General features: G+C 73.1%; 18 protein-coding genes. 11 read left to right on the forward strand and 7 right to left on the reverse strand.

Going from position 1 to position 19,631, the window contains the following annotated elements:
• Positions 1-38: 38 nt before the first annotated feature.
• Positions 39-1,526 (forward strand): cytochrome P450, encoded by a 1,488-nt coding sequence (locus ABT288_RS06870; RefSeq protein ID WP_351603526.1) that lies wholly within the window; start codon positions 39-41, stop codon positions 1,524-1,526.
• Positions 1,527-1,571: 45 nt separating this feature from the next.
• On the opposite strand, the gene ABT288_RS06875 is transcribed toward ABT288_RS06870, so the two are convergent.
• Complete coding sequence (locus ABT288_RS06875; RefSeq protein ID WP_351603528.1) at positions 1,572-2,522, reverse strand: RluA family pseudouridine synthase; 951 nt, start codon at positions 2,520-2,522, stop codon at positions 1,572-1,574.
• A 163-nt stretch (positions 2,523-2,685) separates the two neighbouring features.
• Between ABT288_RS06875 and ABT288_RS06880 the strand changes: the two genes are divergently transcribed.
• The 4 genes from ABT288_RS06880 (at position 2,686) to ABT288_RS06895 (ending at position 6,205) form a co-directional block, all read left to right on the forward strand.
• Positions 2,686-3,309, forward strand: a complete 624-nt coding sequence (locus ABT288_RS06880; protein ID WP_351603570.1) for a PadR family transcriptional regulator — start codon at positions 2,686-2,688, stop codon at positions 3,307-3,309.
• Positions 3,310-3,480: 171 nt separating this feature from the next.
• Complete coding sequence (locus tag ABT288_RS06885) at positions 3,481-4,488, forward strand: ATP-binding cassette domain-containing protein (RefSeq protein ID WP_351603530.1); 1,008 nt, start codon at positions 3,481-3,483, stop codon at positions 4,486-4,488.
• Entirely contained in the window at positions 4,485-5,261 is a 777-nt protein-coding gene (locus ABT288_RS06890) for an ABC transporter permease (protein WP_351603532.1), read from the forward strand. Before ABT288_RS06885 ends, ABT288_RS06890 begins: the two co-directional genes overlap by 4 nt.
• An 11-nt stretch (positions 5,262-5,272) precedes the next feature.
• Complete coding sequence (locus tag ABT288_RS06895; RefSeq protein ID WP_351603534.1) at positions 5,273-6,205, forward strand: 5'-nucleotidase; 933 nt, start codon at positions 5,273-5,275, stop codon at positions 6,203-6,205.
• A gap of 12 nt (positions 6,206-6,217) precedes the next feature.
• Here ABT288_RS06895 and ABT288_RS06900 read toward each other — a convergent pair whose 3' ends face one another.
• A complete protein-coding gene (locus tag ABT288_RS06900; protein ID WP_351603536.1) occupies positions 6,218-7,063 on the reverse strand; it encodes a siderophore-interacting protein in 846 nt (281 codons plus the stop codon).
• A gap of 85 nt (positions 7,064-7,148) precedes the next feature.
• Positions 7,149-8,084: a 5'-3' exonuclease gene (locus tag ABT288_RS06905; RefSeq protein WP_351603538.1), complete on the reverse strand. Its 936-nt coding sequence runs from the start codon at positions 8,082-8,084 to the stop codon at positions 7,149-7,151.
• 418 nt (positions 8,085-8,502) lie between these two features.
• Here ABT288_RS06905 and ABT288_RS06910 point away from each other — a divergent pair, with 418 nt between their 5' ends.
• Together ABT288_RS06910 and ABT288_RS06915 are read left to right on the forward strand one after the other, a co-directional pair.
• Complete coding sequence (locus ABT288_RS06910; RefSeq protein WP_351603540.1) at positions 8,503-9,072, forward strand: helix-turn-helix domain-containing protein; 570 nt, start codon at positions 8,503-8,505, stop codon at positions 9,070-9,072.
• Complete coding sequence (locus tag ABT288_RS06915) at positions 9,072-9,791, forward strand: helical backbone metal receptor (protein WP_351603542.1); 720 nt, start codon at positions 9,072-9,074, stop codon at positions 9,789-9,791. The genes ABT288_RS06910 and ABT288_RS06915 overlap by 1 nt, the downstream gene beginning before the upstream one ends.
• Here the strand turns inward: ABT288_RS06915 and ABT288_RS06920 are convergent.
• On the reverse strand, positions 9,703-10,866 hold the full coding sequence (locus tag ABT288_RS06920) for a TDT family transporter (protein WP_351603544.1): 1,164 nt from the start codon (positions 10,864-10,866) through the stop codon (positions 9,703-9,705). The two genes, ABT288_RS06915 and ABT288_RS06920, sit on opposite strands and share 89 nt — an antisense overlap.
• Positions 10,867-10,936: 70 nt before the next feature.
• Between ABT288_RS06920 and ABT288_RS06925 the strand changes: the two genes are divergently transcribed.
• Complete coding sequence (locus ABT288_RS06925) at positions 10,937-11,878, forward strand: LysR family transcriptional regulator (protein ID WP_351603546.1); 942 nt, start codon at positions 10,937-10,939, stop codon at positions 11,876-11,878.
• 207 nt (positions 11,879-12,085) lie between these two features.
• Here ABT288_RS06925 and ABT288_RS06930 read toward each other — a convergent pair whose 3' ends face one another.
• On the reverse strand, positions 12,086-12,793 hold the full coding sequence (locus ABT288_RS06930; RefSeq protein ID WP_351603548.1) for a gamma-glutamyl-gamma-aminobutyrate hydrolase family protein: 708 nt from the start codon (positions 12,791-12,793) through the stop codon (positions 12,086-12,088).
• A 52-nt stretch (positions 12,794-12,845) separates the two neighbouring features.
• Positions 12,846-13,595 (reverse strand): FadR/GntR family transcriptional regulator, encoded by a 750-nt coding sequence (locus tag ABT288_RS06935; RefSeq protein WP_351603550.1) that lies wholly within the window; start codon positions 13,593-13,595, stop codon positions 12,846-12,848.
• 95 nt (positions 13,596-13,690) lie between these two features.
• On the opposite strand from ABT288_RS06935, the gene ABT288_RS06940 reads away from it, so the two are divergent.
• The 3 genes from ABT288_RS06940 to ABT288_RS06950 are packed head-to-tail and all read left to right on the forward strand — an operon-like array spanning position 13,691 to position 17,228.
• Positions 13,691-15,049 carry a glutamine synthetase family protein gene (locus tag ABT288_RS06940; RefSeq protein WP_351603552.1) on the forward strand — a complete coding sequence of 453 codons (1,359 nt, stop codon included), beginning with the start codon at positions 13,691-13,693 and terminating at the stop codon, positions 15,047-15,049.
• A gap of 11 nt (positions 15,050-15,060) precedes the next feature.
• Complete coding sequence (locus ABT288_RS06945; RefSeq protein ID WP_351603554.1) at positions 15,061-16,449, forward strand: aldehyde dehydrogenase family protein; 1,389 nt, start codon at positions 15,061-15,063, stop codon at positions 16,447-16,449.
• Positions 16,446-17,228: a 3-oxoacyl-ACP reductase gene (locus ABT288_RS06950; protein WP_351603556.1), complete on the forward strand. Its 783-nt coding sequence runs from the start codon at positions 16,446-16,448 to the stop codon at positions 17,226-17,228. The genes ABT288_RS06945 and ABT288_RS06950 overlap by 4 nt, the downstream gene beginning before the upstream one ends.
• Positions 17,229-17,237: 9 nt before the next feature.
• Here the strand turns inward: ABT288_RS06950 and ABT288_RS06955 are convergent, their stop codons facing one another.
• Positions 17,238-18,440 (reverse strand): amino acid deaminase/aldolase, encoded by a 1,203-nt coding sequence (locus ABT288_RS06955; RefSeq protein ID WP_351603558.1) that lies wholly within the window; start codon positions 18,438-18,440, stop codon positions 17,238-17,240.
• Positions 18,441-19,631 lie beyond the last annotated feature (1,191 nt).

Raw genomic sequence — 19,631 nt, forward strand, 5'->3', positions numbered from 1 at the left:
CCGACCGACCCCCTCCCCTTCCGTTCCGGAGCGACACCGTGACGTCTGAATCCTCCTCCCTGACCGACACAGACCACACCCCCGGACCGCCGCCGGGCTGCCCCGCGCACCGCCCGGGACCCGGCGGGCTGCACCGGCTCTACGGCCCCGACGCGGAGGACCTCGGCGGCCTCTACGAGCGGCTGCGGGACGAGTACGGCCCCGTGGCTCCCGTGCTGCTGCACGACGACGTACCGATGTGGGTGGTCCTCGGGCACGCCGAGAACCAGCAACTGGTGCGCAGCCCCTCCGTGTACACCCGTGACAGCCGGGTCTGGTCCCCGCTGGTGGAGGGCATGGTCAAGCCCGACCACCCGCTGATGCCGCACATCGCCTGGCAGCCGATCTGCTCGCACGCCGAGGGCGACGAGCACCAGCGGCTGCGCGCGGCCGTCACCGCGGCCATGGAGACCATCGACCACCGCACCGTGCGCCGCCACATCGGCCGCCACACCCAGGGACTGGTCAACAGCTTCTGCGAACGCGGCCGGGCCGACCTGGTCTCCCAGTTCGCCGAGCATCTGCCGATGGCCGTCATGTGCGAGATCCTCGGCATGCCCGACGAGTACAACGACCGGATCGTGCAGGCCGCACGGGACGCCCTGAAGGGCACCGAGACCGCCATCCAGAGCCACGCCTACGTCATGGACGCGCTGAACCGGCTCACCACCCGGCGCCGCGCCCGGCCCGAGGGGGACTTCACCAGTCACCTCATCACCCACCCGGCCGGACTCAGCGACGACGAGGTCCGCGAACACCTGCGGCTCGTCCTCTTCGCGGCCTACGAGGCCACCGCGAACCTCCTCGCCAACGCGCTGCGCATGGTCCTCACCGAGCCGGGCTTCCGCGCCCAGCTCAGCGGCGGCCAGATGACCGTGCCGGAGGCGATCGAGCAGTCCCTGTGGGACGAGCCGCCGTTCAGCACCGTTCTCGGCTACTACGCCAAGCAGGACACCGAGCTGGGCGGGCAGCGCATCCGCAAGGGCGACGGCCTGCTCTTCGCGCCCGCGCCGGGCAACCTCGACCCGCGCATCCGCCCCGACCTGTCCGCCAGCATGCAGGGCAACCGCTCCCACCTCGCCTTCGGCGGCGGCCCGCACGAGTGCCCCGGCCAGGACATCGGCCGCGCCATCGCCGACGTCGGCGTGGACGCGCTGCTGATTCGCCTGTCCGACATCCAACTCGACTGCCCTGTCGAGGAGTTGAGCTGGCGTTCGTCCATCGCCTCCCGGCACCTGGTGTCGCTGCCGGTGCGCTTCGAGCCGAAGCCGCAGCAGGACGTCAACGTCCTGCCGAGGCCCGTGCCCCTCCCGCCGCAACGCACCTGGCAGCCCGGCACCCCGGGCTCCGACCGGCCGGCGGCCGAAGAGCCCCGCCCCACCCCGCCCCGTCCCGTCGTGCCCGAGCCCTACCCCGCGGCTCCGCAACCGGCGGCGCGCCGACGGGGCGTCTGGCGGCGGCTGCTCAACTGGTGGCGCGGGGAGTGACCGCGCCCTGAAGGACGGCCCACCGCGGTCCTTCCGGAAGGGCGCTCAGCCCCGGCCCGCCCAGCTGTCGTACGACGCCCAGGCCTGGAGCACGCGTCCGCTGACGAACGTGTGCTCCGTGCCGGTGACCGGATCGGTGAACTCCAGCCTGCGGGCGAGCAGTTGCAGCGGGCGCCGGAAGTCGCCGGGCGGCACCGGGGCGGTCACCTCCGGATACAGCGGGTCGCCGAGGATGGGCACGCCGAGCGCGTTCAGATGCACCCGTAGTTGATGGGTCTGCCCGGTCGCCGGGACCAGCCGGTACCGGGCCAGCCCGCCCCGCCGCCCGGCCGACTCCACGTACGTCTCCGCGTTCGGCTCGCCCTCGACCTCCCGGGCCGCCTGCACCCCGCGCTCCTTGACGATCCGGCTGCGCACGGTCCGGGGCAGGGCGAGCGAGGGGTCGTACGGCGCGATCGCCTCGTACTCCTTGCGCACCCGCCGGTCCTGGAACAGCGTCTGATACGCCCCGCGCTCCTCGGGCCGCACGGTGAACAGCACCAGCCCCGCCGTCAGCCGGTCCAGGCGGTGCGCCGCGGTCAGTGACGGGATGTCCAGCTCGCGCCGCAGCCGGGCCAGCACGGTCTCGGTCACATGACTGCCGCGCGGCGTCGTGGCGAGGAAGTGCGGCTTGTCGGCGACGACGATGTGCGCGTCCTGGTGGACGACCTCCACCGGGAACGGCACCGGTACCTCGGCGGGCAGCTCGCGGTGGAACCAGACGAACATCCCCGGCTCGTACGGCGCGTCCGGCGCCACCGCGCGCCCGTCGGCGCCGACGATCAGCCCGGCGTCGAACATCGACTCGATCATCCCGGGCGCGGCTCCTGACAGCCGCTCCACCAGATGCTCCCGCACGGTGGCCCACGTCCCCCCGTACGGCAGCCGCACCCGCACGGGGTCGACCCCGTCGCGCTGGGGGAGCGGGGCAGGCGGGGGTGGCGTACGGCGTCTCATCGGGGTCAAGGGTACGAGGGGGAGAACGGCGGCCGGGGCGTCGCGGTCCGGGCCACCGCCACACTCTCGAGCAAAACGCGATACATCGTAAATCTTGACGCTCGCGACTGGGACGCGATATGTTCGTGTACGGATATTCGGAAGCGAGGTGATCGCCGTGGCCATGAAGCGCCGCAAGCTCGGCAACCCGCTGGCGCTCGCGGTGATGGCGACCCTCTGGCAGAAGCCCATGCATCCGTACGAGATCGCCCAGACCCTGCGCCGCCAGGGCAAGGACACCAGCACGAAGATCAACTACGGCTCGCTCTACACGGTCGTGCAGAACCTCGAGAAGCACGGCTTCGTCGAGGTGACCGACGTCGAGCGGCAGGGCAACCGCCCCGAACGCACGGTGTACGGACTGACCGACGCCGGGCGCGAGGAGCTGACCGAGTGGCTGTCGGACCTCATCGCCGTCCCGGTGAAGGAGTACCCGATCTTCGAAACCGCCCTCTCGCTCATGGGTGCGCTGCACCCCGACGAGGTGGTGCGGCTGCTTCGGGAGCGGCTCAGTGCTCTGGAGGTCCAGGTGGCGAGCGGGCGGGGAGCGCTGGACAAGCTGTCCGAGACGCTGCCGCGGCTCTTCCTCGTCGAGATCGAGTACCAGCTGCACATGACCGCGGCGCAGGCCCAGTGGGTGCGCGGCTTCCTGGCGGAGATGGAGGAGGGCACGCTGCCGGGCGTCGACGGCTGGCGGCACTTCCACGAAACCGGGGAGCTGCCACCGGACTTCACCGTGACCACCTGAGAGAGAACACGACCCCGGCGAGGCTGTTGCAGCAGCTCCGCCGGGGTCTCGAACCCCGAAACGGATCCGCCGTGCGGCGGCTCCGGGCCATCGAGGTGCGGCACACCCAGGATAGCCCGGCGCTCTTCACGTGGATCTTCCGTCCTTCACACCCGCAGGAGAGCAGTCGTCATGAACACCCGTGCGCCCGCAGTGGAGGCGCGCCGGCTCGTCAAGACCTATCCCGGTGACGTCACCGCCCTGAACGGCATGGACATCACCGTGGCACCGGGCACCGTCTTCGGACTCCTCGGCCCCAACGGCGCCGGCAAGTCCACCACCGTCAAGATCCTCACCACCCTGGCCCGCCCCGACTCCGGCACCGCGACCGTCGCCGGGCACGACGTGCTGCGCCACCCCGACCGGGTGCGCCGCGCGATCGGCGTGGTCGCCCAGCAGTCCGGCGCCGACCCGGTCGCGACCGGCAGGGAGAACCTCCAGCTCCAGGGCCGCCTCCACGGTTTGAGCGGTACGGCACTGAACCGCCGGGTGGACGAACTGCTGGAGCGGTTCGGCCTCGCCGACGCCGCCCGCCGGCCGGTCAAGGGCTACTCGGGCGGCATGCGGCGCCGCCTGGACGTCGCCCTCGGACTGGTGCACCGGCCCGAGGTGCTCTTCCTGGACGAGCCGACCACCGGCCTCGACCCGGAGGCGCGCACCGCGATGTGGGAGGAGATCGGCCGACTGGCCGGCGACGAGGGGCTGACCATCCTGCTCACCACGCACTATCTGGAGGAGGCCGACCGGCTCGCCGAGCGCATCGCGATCGTCGACCGCGGCCGGATCGTGGTCGAGGGCACCCCGGACGCCCTCAAGGGCGAACTGCGCGGCGACGCCGTCCACCTGGAGCTGGGCGAGCCGCTCGGCGAGGCCGGCCGCACCCTGCTCACCGGCGCCCTGACCGCCCTGCCCGGGGTGCACGAGGCGCTGTGCGAGGGGCGCAGGATCAGCGTCCGCGCCGACGACGGGGCGGCCACGGTGCCCGCCCTGCTCGCCGCGCTGGACCGGGCCGGGGTCACCGTCTCCTCGGCCACCGTCGCCCGGCCCTCGCTGGACGACGTCTATCTGCGCCACGCGGGCCGCCGGTACGCGGAGGCCGAGGCCGAGACCGCGGCCGTGCTCGCCGGAGGTGTGCGATGAGCGTCGCCCTCACCCAGACCTGGTACATGACGCAGCGTCAGCTCCGGGTGTTCGCCCGGCAGCCCGCCTACGCGGTCATCACCCTGATTCAGCCGGTGATCTGGCTGTTCCTGTTCGGCAACCTGTTCAGGAAGGTCGTCGAACTGGGCGGCTTCGGCACCACCTCGTACCTGGACTACCTGGTGCCGGGCGTGGTCGTGATGAGCGCGCTCAGCTCCAACATGTGGGCCGGGATGGCCACCTTGGAGGAGATCCAGCGCGGCACCCTCGACCGCTTCCTGACCACCCCGGTCAGCCGGGCCGCGCTGATGAACGGCAACGTCGTCAACAACGGCCTGGTCACGGCGTTCCAGTCGGTGGTCATCGTGCTGCTCGGCCTGCTCGGCGGCGCGGACTACCCCGGCGGCGTCGTCGGCGTCGTCATCCTCGTGCTGGCCGCCGTCCTGCTCGGCACGGTCTTCGGCGCCCTGTCCAACGCGCTCGGCATGCTCGTGCGCGAACGCGAGTCGATCATCGGCATCAACACCTTCCTGCTGCTGCCGCTGACCTTCCTCTCCAGCGCCTTCATGGCACCCTCGCAGATGCCCGGCTGGATGCGGCACATCGCCGACTTCAACCCGCTCAACTGGGCCATGGTGGCGGGCCGTTCGGCCATGTCCGGGCAGCCCGGCCGGGGCGAGGTCCTCAGCCGCGGCGGCGCGCTGCTCGCGCTCGCGGTCGCGGCGGTGTGGCTGTCGATCCGCACCTTCCGTTCCTACCAGCGGTCGGTGTGATGATGTAGGACATGCCGGCCTACGACCTCGCGAACCGACTCGTCGTCGGCGTCGCCTCCAGCGCCCTGTTCGACCTGCGGGAGTCGGACGCGGTCTTCCGCGAGCAGGGCGAGGAGGCCTACCGGGCCTACCAGGAGGAGAACGCCGGCAACACGCTCCGCCCCGGGGTCGCGTTCGCGTTCATCCGCCGGCTGCTGTCGCTGAACGACCTCGGCGAGCCGGGAGACCCGCTCGTCGAGGTCATCATCCTCTCCCGCAACGACCCGGACACCGGCCTGCGGGTCATGCGGTCGATCGAGGCCCATGAACTGCCGGTCAGCCGGGCCGTGTTCATGCAGGGCAGGGCGCCGTACGCGTTCATGACCGCGCTGAACATGTCCCTGTTCCTGTCCGCGAACGGCGACGACGTGCGCGAGGCGGTCGCGGCCGGCCTGCCGGCCGGACATGTGCTCGGATCGTCGTACGCGGACGACCCGGCCGACCGGGAACTGCGGATCGCGTTCGACTTCGACGGGGTGCTCGCCAGTGATGCCGCCGAGCAGGTGTACCAGTCCGGCGGTCTGGAGGAGTTCCGCGCGCACGAGACCCGTAACGCGGCGACCCCGCACGACCCTGGACCACTGCGGGACTTCCTCGCCGGTGTGAACCGGATACAGCGCCGGGAGGAGGAGCGGCGCAGGACCGACCCGGACTATCCGAGCCGGGTCCACGTCTCCATCGTGACCGCGCGCGCCGCGCCGGCCCACGAACGGGCCGTGCGGAGCCTGAAGCAGTGGGGCGTGACGGTCAACGGCGCCTTCTTCCTCGGCGGCATCGAGAAGAGCGCGGTCTTGACGGTGCTCAGACCGCACATCTTCTTCGACGACCAGGTGACACACCTGCACAGCACGTCCCGGACCACGCCGAGCGTGCACATCCCGTTCGGCAGGATCAACGAGACCTGAGCGGGGCCGGCCTCAGGCCGCCGCCGCGCCGCTCTCCTGCTCGGCCTCGATACGGGCGTTCCAGTCCCGCTTGGAGGCCTGCCAGCCGTCCTCGTTGTGCCCCAGGCGCCAGTAGCCGGAGATCGACAGGTCCTCGCGCGGGATGTCCAGCTCCACCCGCAGCAGCCGGCGCAGCTCCTTCACGAAGCCCGCCTCGCCGTGCACGAACGCGTGCACCCGGCCCTCGGGGAACCGAAGGCCGCGTACGGCCTCCACCAGGGCTTCGCCCACCGGGCGGTCCCCGCGGTGCAGCCAGACGACCGCCACATCGGAGTCGATCTTCTGCTCCTCCTCCGGGCCGGACACCTCCACGAAGGCATGGGCGCGGGCGCCGGCGGGCAGCGCCTCCAGGGACCGCGCGATCGCGGGCAGCGCGCTCTCGTCACCGGCGAGCAGATGCCAGTCGGCCGCGGGGTCGGGGGCATAGGCGCCGCCGGGGCCCATGAAGCGCACCGTCTCGCCCGGCCGCACCCGGCATGCCCACGGGCCGGCCAGGCCCTCGTCACCGTGGACGACGAAGTCCAGGGTCAGCTCGCGGTGTTCGGGATTCCAGGCGCGCACGGTGTAGGTCCGGGTCACCGGCCACTGCTCCCGCGGGAACTCCGCCCGGATCCGCTCCAGGTCGAAGGGTTCCGGGTAGGTCACGCCCTCGGGGCCGAAGAGCAGCTTCACATAGTGGTCGGTGCAGGTGTCCGCCGCGAAGTCGGCCAGGCCCTCGCCGCCGAGCACCACACGCTGCATGTGCGGGGTCAGCCGCTCGGTGCGGACCACATGGGCGGTGCGGGTCCTGCGCGGCTTTCGCACCGGACGATCTGCCATCACGACCTCCAGCAAGATGGTTAGGTTTACCTAAGCTAGCATCTCGCTCCGCGGTCACACCTCGGTATTCCGGTCACCATTCCGGTCACCGTCCCCCGGGTTCCACGGCGAGTGTGGTCAGCAGCCGCTGCAGGGAGCCGCCGAGCCCCCAGCGTTCGGCCAGCCGCTCCAGGGCCGCCGGGTCCCGCGGGGCGTGCGGCAGGGCCGTGTCGACGTCCGGCAGGGGGACGTCGTCCGCCACCCGCACCACCTTCGGCGCGACCGCGACATACGGGCCGGCCTCGGTGAGCCGCCTGCGCTGCGACGGCGTGAGCTTGGCCCGGGGGTCGTCGACCGCCGCCATGATCCCGGCCAGGTCGCCGAACTCGGCGAGCAGCTTGGCGGCCGTCTTCTCGCCGATCCCGGCCACGCCCGGCAGGCCGTCGCTCGGGTCGCCGCGCAGCAGCGCCAGATCCGCGTACCCCCGCCCGTCGACCCCATACTTCTCGCGCAGCACCGCCTCGTCGGTCAGCGCCAGGGTGCCGACGCCCTTCAGCGGGTACAGCACCCGGATCCCGCGCGCGTCGTCCACCAGCTGGTACAGATCGCGGTCGCCGGTGACGATGTCGACCGGACCCCCGGCGCGCGCGGTGAACGTGCCGATCACGTCGTCCGCCTCGTACCCCGCGACGCCGACCCGGGCGATGCCGAGGGCGTCCAGCACCTCCTCGATGACCGGCACCTGCGGCGAGAGGGTGTCCGGCACCACCTCCTCGTCCGGCGCGTCCTCGTGTTCCTCGGCGACCCGGTGCGCCTTGTAGGTGGGAATGAGGTCCACCCGCCACTGCGGCCGCCAGTCGGCGTCCATGCAGGCCACCAGGTGCTGCGGCCGATGGTCTCTGACCAGCCGGTCGATGAAGTCCAGCAGTCCGCGCACGGCGTTCACGGGCGTGCCGTCCGGTGCCTTCACGGAGTCCGGGACGCCGAAATAGGCGCGGAAGTACAGCGATGCGGTGTCGAGCAGCATGAGTCGTCCGGTCACGCTCGCATCATGCCGCACCGCACCGACACTGCCATGCCCGCCGGGCTCGAGCGCACCTGTGCCGGGAAGCAGCCGGTCGTGGTCGCCCCGTGGTCCCGCACTGGCGCAGCGCCTTTGCCCGGCATGGCAAGGATCCGGCCAACCACGTTCCGTGACGAACCTTGGCCCCCGCCCGGTGGCCCGGCCCTGCTGGTCGGCATGTTCGGCCCGGGGCCGGACGCCGCCCGGGACCGGCCCGGGGCCCCGTCACTGCGGCGCGAACCGTGAGGGTGGTGCCTCGGCAGCATGTCGGGTATGTGAGAGCCACGTGAAACGGTTTGCCGAACATGCGTAGGGTGCAGAGAAGTCATCAGAAGAGGTGTGCCCCGACCCGGGCACCCGGACCGTGGCACGACGAGCGAGGGAGGGAGCCGGAGCGATGGGCGACCACAAAGAACAGCCCGTGCGGGTGGGCGCGGCCGTCCGCCGACGCCGCCGTGCCCTGGAGCTGACCCTCGCCGCCGTGGCCGAGCGCAGCGGTCTGTCGGTGCCCTTCCTCAGCCAGGTCGAGAACGACCGGGCCCGCCCCAGCCGCACCTCGCTGGAGAAGCTCGCCGACGCCCTGCGCACCACGGCCGTCGAACTCCTCGCCGCCGCCGACCCGGCGGCCAGTGTGGACGTCGTCCGCGCCGACCCGGTCGTCGAGGGCGACTTCGAGCCCCGGACCCGCTCCCTGGTGCGCGGCCACCACCAGCTGCACGCCTCCGAGATCACCGGCGACCACGACGCAGGCCGCGAGTTCCAGCACCGCAACGACGAGCTGATGTACGTCGCCGACGGCGCGGTGGAGATAGAGGCGGAGGGGCGCGCGTATCGCCTCGGGCGCGGTGACACCCTGTATCTGACGGGTGGGGTCCGCCATCGGTGGCGGGCGACGGTGCCGGACACCCGGGTCATCGTGGTGGCGGTCGCCGAGCACATCGAGGCCGTTCAGGACCGGTCGCGGTAGTGCGGGTCGTCTCCCTGGTCCCGTCCCTCACCGAGGCGGTGGCGGTGACGCTGCCCGGGGTGCTGGCCGGGGCCACCGACTGGTGCAGCCACCCGGCGGACCTGGAGGTCACCCGGATCGGCGGGACGAAGAACCCCGAGCTCGACCGCGTCCTCGCCCTCGCGCCCGACCTGGTGATCGCCAACGAGGAGGAGAACCGGGCCCCCGATCTGGACGCCCTGCGCGCCGCAGGGCTCAAGGTGCTGGTCACCGAGGTGCGCAGCGTGCCCCAGGCGTTCACCGAGCTGGAACGCGTCCTCACCGCGTGCGGCGCGCCGGGGCGCCCGCGCTGGCTGGCCGGGGCGGAGGCGGCCTGGGCGGCGCTGCCGCGGCCGCAGGACCGTACGAGCGCCGTCGTACCGATCTGGCGGCGGCCCTGGATGGTCCTCGGCCGGGACACGTTCGCGGGCGACGTCCTGGCCCGGCTGGGCGTCGACCACCTGTACGCCGGCCACTGCGACCGCTACCCCCGGGTCCCGCTGGAGGAGCTGCGAGCGGCGGCGCCGGACTTGGTGGTGCTGCCCGACGAGCCCTACCGCTTCACCGCCGACGACGGCCCGGAGGCCTTCCCCGGCCTGCCCTGCGCCCTGGTCAGCGGGCGGCACCTGACCTGGTACGGCCCGTCTCTGGCCGAGGCGCCACAGGTGCTTGCCGAGGCGCTGCGAGCAGCTCGCCGCTGAGCAGACCGCGTACGGTGCCGGCGGCGGCCGCCGCCCAGGCCGCGGCGAGCACGGCGTACAGACCGACGGCCAGCGCGTCGAAGACCTCCAGACCGGTGTGCCGGGCGAGCGCCATGGCGCCGGTGACACATGTGCCCACCGGGAAGGTGAACGCCCACCAGCTCATCGCGAACCCCATGCCCCGCCGGCGGGCCCGCACCACGTGCGCGGTCGCCAGCGCCAGCCACAGCAGCGCGAACCCCATGACCGGCACCCCGTACAGGACGGCGAAGACCGGGAGGCCACGGGCGTCCGCGGCCGGTACGACGCCCGGAGCCGCGTCCGCGATCTTGCCGACCGCGGTGGTGGACTGCCCGAGCGGGCCGAGGACCAGGAACAGGGTGGGGGTGAGGGCGAGCGGCAGCGGGCCCGAGACCAGCCGGGCGAAGACCAGCGACAGCATCAGCAGTGTCGCGAGCAGGCTCATCCCGAACAGCGCGAGGCAGGCCAGCAGCAGGGTCTCGCGGGGCTGGCCCGCCGGCAGATGCGGTACCAGCAGCGGGCCGAGCGCGGCCGACACCATGGGCGCGACCAGCGGCAGCAGCCAGGCCGGACTCGCCTGCGCGGGCTCGGCGCGATGCCGTACGGCCATCAGGTACGGCACGGCCACGGCGGCGGCGAGCCCGACCGCCGTGCCCGCGGTGAACAGTACGGCGTCCAGGGCGACGGCCGTTTCGACGCCGATCAGGTCCTGCCCGGCCGTCATGGCCCCGCCGCCGACCGCCAGCAGGGCCATCGACAGGCAGCCGTAGAAGGGGGCCATGGCCGGGTCCAGGAGATCCCCCCGGGCCAGGTCGCGGTGGTGGGTCCAGTGCAGGGCCCGGGCCCCGAGCAGGGTCACCAGCATGATCAGGGACAGGGCCCAGGCTCCGGCGAAGACATGGCGCAGAGCCGCCGCGTGTGCCGGCAGGGCGACGCCGGCCGAGCCGAGGATGGCGGTGCCCATGACGGCGGCGTACCAGTTGGGGCCCAGGTGGCGGACCCGGGCGGTACGGGGGACGGAAGGGGTGTGCAAGGGCTGGGCTGCGGTGACCATGGCACCACCGTGCCGCCGCCGCTCACTCCTGACCAGGGAGTTCATTTCTATCAGGGCATAAGCTGGTCTTATGAGCGAGGTGGAGGGGCGGCAGCGGGAGCGCACGGAACCGGAGCGCACGGCGTCACTGGCGCACCGGGTGCCCGACCTGGCCGCGCTGGAGCTGCTGCTGGCGGTGGCACGGCTGGGCAGTCTCGGTGCGGCGGCGCGCGAGGTCGGCATCACCCAGCCCGCCGCCAGCAGCCGGATCCGCTCCATGGAACGGCAACTGGGTGTGGCCCTCGTCGACCGCTCGCCCCGCGGCTCCCGGCTCACGGACGCGGGAGCCCTGGTGACGGACTGGGCCCGCCGTGTGGTCGAGGCGGCGGCGGCCTTCGACGCGGGCGCACGCGCGCTGCGGGACCGGCGGGACTCGCGCCTCAGGGTCGCGGCGAGCATGACCATCGCCGAGTACCTGCTTCCGGGCTGGCTCCTCGCGCTGCACGCCGAGCGGCCCGACACGGCCGTGTCGCTGCTCGCGGGCAACTCGGCGAAGGTCGCGGAACTCCTGCTGGCCGGGGAGGCGGACCTCGGGTTCGTGGAGGGCCTGTCGGTCCCGACGGGACTGGACTCCGCGGTCATCGCCCGCGACCGGCTGATCGTCGTCACCGCGCCCGGCCATCCCTGGGCCCGCCGCCGGCGCCCGGTGACGGCGGAGGAGCTGGCGGGCACCCCGCTGATCCTCCGTGAGCGCGGCTCCGGCACCCGGCAGGTGCTGGACGCGGCGCTCGGCGGCCTCGCCCGGCCCCTGATCGAGCTGTCCTCGACCACGGCGGTCAAGGCATCGGCCGTCAGCGGCGCGGGACCCTCGGTCCTCAGCGAGCTGGCGGTGGGGGAGGAGCTGGCGATGCGACGCCTGGTCAGCATCCCGGTGGACGGCCTCTCCCTGCGCCGCGACCTGCGCGCGGTCTGGCCGACGGGGCACCGGCCTGCCGGCCCGGCCCGGGAGTTGCTGTCGCTGACGCGGGGGTGAGGGGCCGGCGCTCCGCGGCGGGCCGGGATCGGTGCCGGCCGGGGGCGGGGTCGCTCACCCGTGCCGCCCCAGCGGCAGGACCGCCCGCAGCGGCGGCGCCTCGAAGCCGGCGGCCCTGCAGCTCCCCAAGGGGCGCGGCGCGGTATCGACAGTGGCTCGGAAAGCGGCCGTGATCCAGTCCGGGGCCACGGCTGTCCGGGGCCGGTGCTACGGCTGTCCGGCCGTGCCCCGTGCGGCCGCTGTCACCAGCGCCGACATCACCCGCAGGTCCTCGCCCATCTCGGGGTGCCACTGCACGCCCAGCACCCAGCCCCGGTCCGCGGGCAGCTCGACCGCCTCCACCGTGCCGTCCGCCGCGTAGGCCGACGGCACCAGTCCCGCGCCGAGCCGGTCCACGGCCTGGTGGTGGTAGGTGGGCACGGTGGTCTCCTCCGGGACGATCCCGGCGTACAGGCTCCCCGGCACCGGCTTCACCGGGTGACCGCCGAACACGCCGACCACCTCCGCGTGCCCCTCCACGTGCTGGACCAGAGTGCCGCCGAGGGCCACGTTCAGCAGCTGCATGCCCCGGCAGATGCCCAGCACCGGCATGGCGGCGTCCAACGAGGCCTCGATCAGGGCCAGTTCCCAGGCGTCACGGGCCGGGGCGGGCGGGCCCGTGCGGGGCTCGCGCTCGGCGCCGTACCGGGCCGGGTCCACGTCCGGGCCGCCGGCGATCACCAGGGCGTCCAGCCGGGCCACCGTCTCCGCCGCGCGCTCGGGAGTGTCCGGCGGCAGCATCGCGGCCAGCCCGCCTGCCCGCTGCACCAGTCGCGGATAGCCGGCCGGCAGCAGCGCCGCGTCCAGCTCCCACACCCCCCAGCGCGCGCCGGACTCCAGATAGGTGCTGATGCCGATCAGCGGTCGTACGGTCATGCCGCCCTCCATGGAAGCCAAAGGTTCGCATCCATACCTTTCCAGACCTGCCTCACGCCAGGAAGCCCCGCAGCAGCGCCGCCGTGCCCGCGCAGTGCTCCCGCATCATCTCCCGCGCGCCGTCCGCGTCCCCGTCCAGCACCGCCTCCACCAGCGCGGCGTGCTGGCGCTGCGAGTGCTCCAGGTTGCGCACCAGCAGCGGGATGCAGTCGAGCAGGTCGTTCACCGTGGCCCGGACCGCCGCGTACTGCGCGGTCAGGGACGGGGATCCGCACAGCTCGGCGAGGGTCAGGTGGAGCAGGGTGTCCAGCCGGCGGTAGTCGGCCAGCGGGGCGTCGTGCGTGCGGGCCAGGGCCTCGCGCAGCCGGTCCGCCTGCTCGTCCGTCAGCCCGTGCGCCGCGCAGAGCCCGGCCGCGCCCACCTCCAGCACCTCGCGGAACCGCAGTACGTCCTCGATGTCGACCTCGGCGATCCGCCGCCGCAGCTCGTCCTCGCCGCCGGCGTCCGCGCGCGGCAGCACGAACGTTCCGCCGTAGCGCCCGCGCCGCGCCTCCACCAGCCCCTGGTCGTGGAGCACCTTCAGCACCTCGCGCAGCGTCACCCGGCTGATCCCGAGCCGCTCCGCCAGCTCCCGCTCGGCCGGCAGCCGTTCCCCGCCCGGCACCAGACCGAGCCGCACGACCTGGAGGATCTGCTCCAGCGCCTCCTCGAAGCCGTTGCCCGCCCGCACCGGTCGCAGCACCGGAGCGAGCCGGTCGACTCCCGGCGCATGCGCCCCGTGCCACTCCGTCTCTTGCGACATCCGCCGTACCCCCTTCCCAAGCAATGGTTCTGAGCAATACCTTATGGCTCCCGGCCCGGCCGAAAAAGCGCGAAGGCGCCGAAGGAGGCTCTCCCGTGGCAGACCGCACACCCCCGCTCAGTGTCGAGGAACTGCACACCCTCGTCGCGAGCGGTGAGATCGACACTGTCGTCCTGGCCTTCCCCGACATGCAAGGGCGGCTGCAGGGCAAGCGGTTCGCCGCCCGTTTCTTCCTGGACGAAGTCCTGCGGCACGGCAGCGAGGGCTGCAACTACCTCCTCGCCGTGGACACCGAGATGAACACGGTCGACGGCTACGCGATGTCCTCCTGGGACCGCGGCTACGGCGACTTCGCCATGCACCCCGACGTCGCCACCCTGCGCCGCATCCCCTGGCACCCCGGCACCGCCCTGCTCGTCGCCGACCTCGCCTGGAACGACGGCTCACCCGTCGTCGCCGCGCCCCGCCAGATCCTGCGCCGCCAGCTGGAGCGGCTCGCCGAGCTCGGCTACACCGCCCAGGTCGGCACCGAGCTGGAGTTCATCGTCTTCAAGGACTCCTACGAACAGGCCTGGGACGCTGGCTACCGGGGCCTCACCCCGGCCAACCAGTACAACATCGACTACTCCATCCTCGGCACCGGCCGCATCGAGCCCCTGCTGCGCCGCCTGCGCAACGACATGGCCGGCGCCGGCCTCACCGTCGAGTCCGCCAAGGGCGAGTGCAACCCCGGCCAGCACGAGATCGCCTTCCGCTACGACGAGGCCCTCGTCACCTGCGACCAGCACGCGCTGTACAAGACCGGCGCCAAGGAGATCGCCGCCCAGGAGGGCGTCTCGATCACCTTCATGGCCAAGTACAACGAGCGCGAGGGCAACTCCTGCCACATCCACCTCTCCCTCGCCGACGCCGACGGCACCAACGCGATGGCCGACGGCGACGGAATGTCCGACGTCATGCGGCACTTCCTCGCCGGACAGCTCGCCGCCCTGCGCGACTTCTCGCTCCTCTACGCCCCGAACATCAACTCCTACAAGCGGTTCCAGCCGGGCTCCTTCGCCCCCACCGCCGTCGCCTGGGGCCACGACAACCGCACCTGCGCGCTCCGCGTGGTCGGTCACGGCCGCTCCCTGCGCTTCGAGAACCGCCTCCCCGGCGGGGACGTCAACCCCTACCTCGCCGTCGCCGGACTCGTCGCGGCCGGCCTGTACGGCATCGAGCACAAGCTCGAACTCCCCGAGCCCTGCTCCGGCAACGCCTACACCGCGGGCCTGGAGCACGTCCCGACCACCCTGCGCGAGGCCGCCGAGCTGTGGGAGAACAGCCCGATCGCGAAGGCCGCCTTCGGCGACGAGGTCGTCGCGCACTACCGCAACATGGCGCGCGTAGAGCTGGAGGCCTTCGACGCCGCGGTCACCGACTGGGAGCTGCGCCGCTCCTTCGAACGCCTGTGAAAGGTCACCACGTGTCCGACCCGCACGAGCTCGTCGTCCTCAACCCCGCCACCGAAGAGGTCGTCGCCACCGTCCCCGCCGCGAGCGAGGAGGACGTGGCCGCCGCCGTCGTACGGGCCGCACGCGCCCAGACCGGGTGGGCCGCCCTCGCCCCCGCCGACCGGGCCCGGCTGCTGCGCCGCTTCGCCGACACCGTCGACTCCCACCTCGAGGAACTCGCCCAGCTGGAGGTCCGCGAGGCCGGCCACACCGTCGGCAACGCCCGCTGGGAGGCCGGCAACGCCCGCGATCTGCTGCTGTACGCGGCCGGCGGCGCCGAACGCCTTCTCGGCAAGCAGATCCCGGTGCCCGGCGGCTGGAACGTCACCTTCCAGGAACCCCTCGGTGTCGTCGGCGTGATCGCCCCCTGGAACTTCCCGATGCCGATCGCCGCCTGGGGCTCCTTCCCGGCGCTCGCGGCCGGCAACGCGGTCGTCCTCAAGCCCGCCGAGACCACCCCGCTCACCGCGCTCCGCCTCGCCGAACTCGCCCTGGAGGCGGGCCTGCCCGAGCATGTCCTCCAGGTGCTGCCCGGTCACGGCCACACCGCCGGACGCGCCCTGGTCGAGCACCCCGACGTCGCCAAGATCGTGTTCACCGGCTCCACCCGCACCGGCCGCGAGGTCATGGAGCGCTGCGCGAGGCTCGTCAAACCGGTCACCCTCGAACTCGGCGGCAAGAGCCCCAACATCGTCTTCGCCGACGCCGAGCTGAAGACGGCCCTCGACCCGTTCTCCTTCCTGGACAACTCCGGCCAGGACTGCTGTGCCCGCACCCGCATCCTCGTGCAGGAGACGGTGCTGGAGGAGGCCCGCGAGTTCCTCGCCGACGCCCTCGCCTCCGTCGTCGTGGGCGACCCGGCCGACGAGAAGACCCAGATGGGCCCGCTGATCTCCCGTCAGCAGCTGGACCGCGTACGGTCCTGCGTCCCCGAGGACGCCCCCGCCCTGCGCGGCAGCGCCCCCGACGGCCCCGGCTTCTGGTTCCCGCCGACGGTCCTGACGGGTGAGCGGGAGGACAGCCGGGCGGCCCGTGAGGAGATCTTCGGGCCCGTCGCCGTGCTCCTCCCCTTCACCGACGAGCAGGACGCGATCCGCCTCGCCAACGACACCCCCTACGGCCTCTCCGGCTCCCTGTGGACCCGGGACCTCGGCCGCGCCCTGCGCCTCTCCCAGGCCGTCCGCGCGGGCAACCTGTCCGTCAACTCCCACTCCAGCGTCCGCTACTGGACCCCGTTCGGCGGCTTCAAGCAGTCCGGCCTCGGCCGCGAACTCGGCCCCGACGCCCTGACCGCCTTCACCGAAACCAAGAACGTCTTCATCAGCAACGTCTCCCCCAGCACGGAGGGCTCCGCACAGTGACCGCAGAATCTGTTTGCCGCCGCCTGGCCGGCCGTACCGCCGTCGTGACCGGAGCCGGCAGCGGCATCGGCCTCGCCACCGCCCGCCGGCTCGCCTCCGAGGGCGCCCACGTGGTCTGCGCGGACGTGGACGAGGCCCGCGGCAAGGCCGTCGCCGACGAGGTCGGCGGGCTTTTCGTGAAGGTCGACGTCACCGATCCCGAGCAGGTCGAGGCGCTGTTCAGGACGGCGTACGACACCTACGGCAGCGTCGACGTCGCCTTCAACAACGCCGGCATCTCCCCGCCCGACGACGACTCCATCCTGGAGACCGGCCTCGAGGCCTGGAAGCGGGTCCAGGAGGTCAACCTCACCTCCGTCTACCTGTGCTGCAAGGCCGCCATCCCCTACATGCGGCGCCAGGGCAAGGGATCCATCATCAACACCGCGTCCTTCGTGGCGCGGATGGGCGCGGCGACGTCGCAGATCTCGTACACGGCCTCCAAGGGCGGCGTCCTCGCCATGTCCCGGGAGCTGGGCGTGCAGTTCGCCCGGGAGGGGATCCGCGTCAACGCCCTGTGCCCGGGACCGGTCAACACCCCCTTGCTGCAGGAGCTGTTCGCGAAGGACCCCGAGCGGGCCGCGCGGCGTCTCGTCCACATCCCGGTCGGCCGGTTCGCCGAGGCCGAGGAGATCGCCGCCGCCGTCGCCTTCCTGGCCAGCGACGACTCCTCCTTCGTCAACGCCACCGACTTCCTGGTGGACGGCGGGATCGCCGGCGCGTACGTCACGCCCCTGTAGGCCGGCCGGTCAGAGGAAGGTCTGCCCCTCACCCCGGTAGGTGGGCACGGTCGCGGTGACCGTGTCCCCCTCGATGAGGTGCAGGGTGTCGAACCGCTCGCACAGCTCGCCCGCCTTGGCGTGCCGGAACCACACCTTGTCGCCGACGAGGAGGTCGTCGGCGGGCGAGCCGAGCAGCGGGGTCTGCACCTCGCCGGGGCCCTCCTGGGGGTCGTACTTCAGGCCCTCGGGCAGGTACGGCACCGGCAGCCGGTCGGGCCCGGCGGCACCGGAGGCCGGGTAGCCGCCGCCGAGCACGGTGACCACGCCGACGCCCGGCCGTCGTACGACGGGCTGGGCGAACAGAGCCGCCGGACGGCCGGTGAACGACGTGTAGTTGTCGAAGAGCCGCGGCACGTACAGCCCCGAACCGGCCGCTATCTCGGTCACCGCGTCCTCGGCGGCGGTGTGCTGCACGCTGCCCGTGCCACCGCCGTTGACGAACTCCAGGCCGGGGACGACGGCCCGCACCGCGCGCACGACCGCGGCCCGCCGCTCGGCCAGCTCCCGGCGCGCCGCCGCCTGCATCAGCCGGATCGCCCGGGACCGCAGCGGCCGCCCGGCCACCGCGTCGCCGACACCCGCGATGTGCCCCTCGTACGCCATGATCCCGACCAGCCGGAAGCCGGGCCGCCGGGCCACCGAGCGGGCCAGCTCGGCGAGTTGGGCGGGGGAGCGCAGCGGAGAGCGCAGGGCCCCGACCCGGACCCGGCCACCGAGCAGCTTCAGCGAGGTGTCCAACTCCAGGCAGACACGCACCACTTCGCGTCCGCCGTCGCGGGCGGCGTCGATGAGGTCGAGGTGTGCCGGATCGTCCACCATCACGGTCACCGCAGCGGCGAGCTTGGGATCGGAGGCCAGCTCGGCGAAACCTGCCCGGTCGGCGGACGGATAGGCCAGCAGGACGTCGTCGAACCCGGAACGGGCGAGCCACAGCGACTCGGCCAGGGTGAACGACATGATCCCCTGGAAGCCGTCCCTGGCCAGGACGCGTTCCAGCAGGGCCCGGCAGCGCACGGACTTGCTGGCGACCCGGACCGGCTTGCCTGCGGCCCGGCGGACGAGATCGGCCGCGTTGGCGTCGAAGGCGTCCAGGTCCACGATCGCGAGAGGGGCGTCGAGATGGGCGGTGGCCCTGTCGTAACGGGCCCGGTCGGCGGCGCGCGCAGTCATGACGGAAGCCTGCCAGACAGGATTACCGCAGGGTAGGGGGACGTTCCGGGCAGATGCCCCGGCGCCCCGGACTGGTTCTGATTCCGGCCCGGACAACCCGTAGAGTGACGCGCACGTACGGCGGAACGCGCCCGGCCGCTTCACCTGAACCGGGATGCCGGTCCGGCCGTACGGGTATGCGTGCCCGGACGGATGCTTGCGCGCCGGGCGCGGCGGAGCAGCGCAGCGGCCCGCGTACGTGAGGACGGCCCGGGCACGAGGAAACGGGGGGTGCATGAGCACGGAAGCGCGCCACGCTCCCATCCCGCCGCGCCCGTCCACCCCGCCCGACGACCCCGACGACGAGCCGTCGGTCTTCACGCCGCGCGCCGGTCGCTTGTCCAACCCGGGTGCGGCAGGCGGGGAGGGAGCTTCTCCGCAGACAGCCCCGAACGAGGGCCGCCCGTCGGCCGGGGGTCTCGCCGGTGGTGGCGGGCCGTCGGGCGGGTCCGCTGCGGCCGAGGGTCGCGGCTCCGCCGGGAGCTTCGCCGGTAGGGGCGCGGCTTCGGACGGGGCGGCCGCGACTGCGGGGCCGGTCTCCGCCGGAGGCTTCGCGGGACAGGGCTCGCCTTCTGCCGCGGCGTCCGGGGGTGACTCCTCGCCCTCGACCGGGCGGTCCATGACCGGTGGCTCGTCCTCGGCCTGGCGCCCCGTACGCGACGGCTCGCCTTCGGCCGCGGGGTCCGCGGGTAACGGCTCGTCCGCGGCGGGTCGGTCCGCGGGTGGCGGCTCGTCCTCAGCCGATCGGTCCGCGCGTGGCGGCTCGCCTTCCGCCGGGGCGTCCGGGGGTGACTCCTCGCTCTCGACCGGGCGGTCCATGACCGGTGGCTCGCCCTCGGCCTGGCGCCCCGTACGCGACGGCTCGCCTTCGGCCGCGGGGTCTGCGGGTGGCGGCTCGTCCGCGGCGGGTCGGTCCGCGGGTAACGGCTCGTCCTCAGCCGATCGGTCCGCGCGTGACGGCTCGCCTTCCGCCGGGGCCGCCGGGCGTGACGGCCGGGCTTCCCGTGGCGGCGCCGGTGCTCGGGCCGAGCAGGGTCCTCGGCCCGGCACACCGAAGCTTGTTGTACCCGCCGCCGGTGCACCCGTGAGTCCGCCTCCGCCGCCGGCCTCGGCCCGGTTCCCCGACGCGCCGCCGCGCACGGGGCGCGAGGC

The organism is Streptomyces sp. NPDC001093 (assembly GCF_040298985.1).
Taxonomy (GTDB): domain Bacteria; phylum Actinomycetota; class Actinomycetes; order Streptomycetales; family Streptomycetaceae; genus Streptomyces.

Coding starts and splice junctions, on each gene's coding strand:
- ABT288_RS06875 (WP_351603528.1), bottom strand. CDS start 2,522: ATGAGACGCCGTACGCCACCCCCGCCTGCCCCGCTCCCCCAGCGCGAC.
- ABT288_RS06880 (WP_351603570.1), top strand. CDS start 2,686: ATGAAGCGCCGCAAGCTCGGCAACCCGCTGGCGCTCGCGGTGATGGCG.
- ABT288_RS06885 (WP_351603530.1), top strand. CDS start 3,481: ATGAACACCCGTGCGCCCGCAGTGGAGGCGCGCCGGCTCGTCAAGACC.
- ABT288_RS06890 (WP_351603532.1), top strand. CDS start 4,485: ATGAGCGTCGCCCTCACCCAGACCTGGTACATGACGCAGCGTCAGCTC.
- ABT288_RS06895 (WP_351603534.1), top strand. CDS start 5,273: ATGCCGGCCTACGACCTCGCGAACCGACTCGTCGTCGGCGTCGCCTCC.
- ABT288_RS06900 (WP_351603536.1), bottom strand. CDS start 7,063: ATGGCAGATCGTCCGGTGCGAAAGCCGCGCAGGACCCGCACCGCCCAT.
- ABT288_RS06910 (WP_351603540.1), top strand. CDS start 8,503: ATGGGCGACCACAAAGAACAGCCCGTGCGGGTGGGCGCGGCCGTCCGC.
- ABT288_RS06920 (WP_351603544.1), bottom strand. CDS start 10,866: ATGGTCACCGCAGCCCAGCCCTTGCACACCCCTTCCGTCCCCCGTACC.
- ABT288_RS06925 (WP_351603546.1), top strand. CDS start 10,937: ATGAGCGAGGTGGAGGGGCGGCAGCGGGAGCGCACGGAACCGGAGCGC.
- ABT288_RS06930 (WP_351603548.1), bottom strand. CDS start 12,793: ATGACCGTACGACCGCTGATCGGCATCAGCACCTATCTGGAGTCCGGC.
- ABT288_RS06935 (WP_351603550.1), bottom strand. CDS start 13,595: ATGTCGCAAGAGACGGAGTGGCACGGGGCGCATGCGCCGGGAGTCGAC.
- ABT288_RS06955 (WP_351603558.1), bottom strand. CDS start 18,440: ATGACTGCGCGCGCCGCCGACCGGGCCCGTTACGACAGGGCCACCGCC.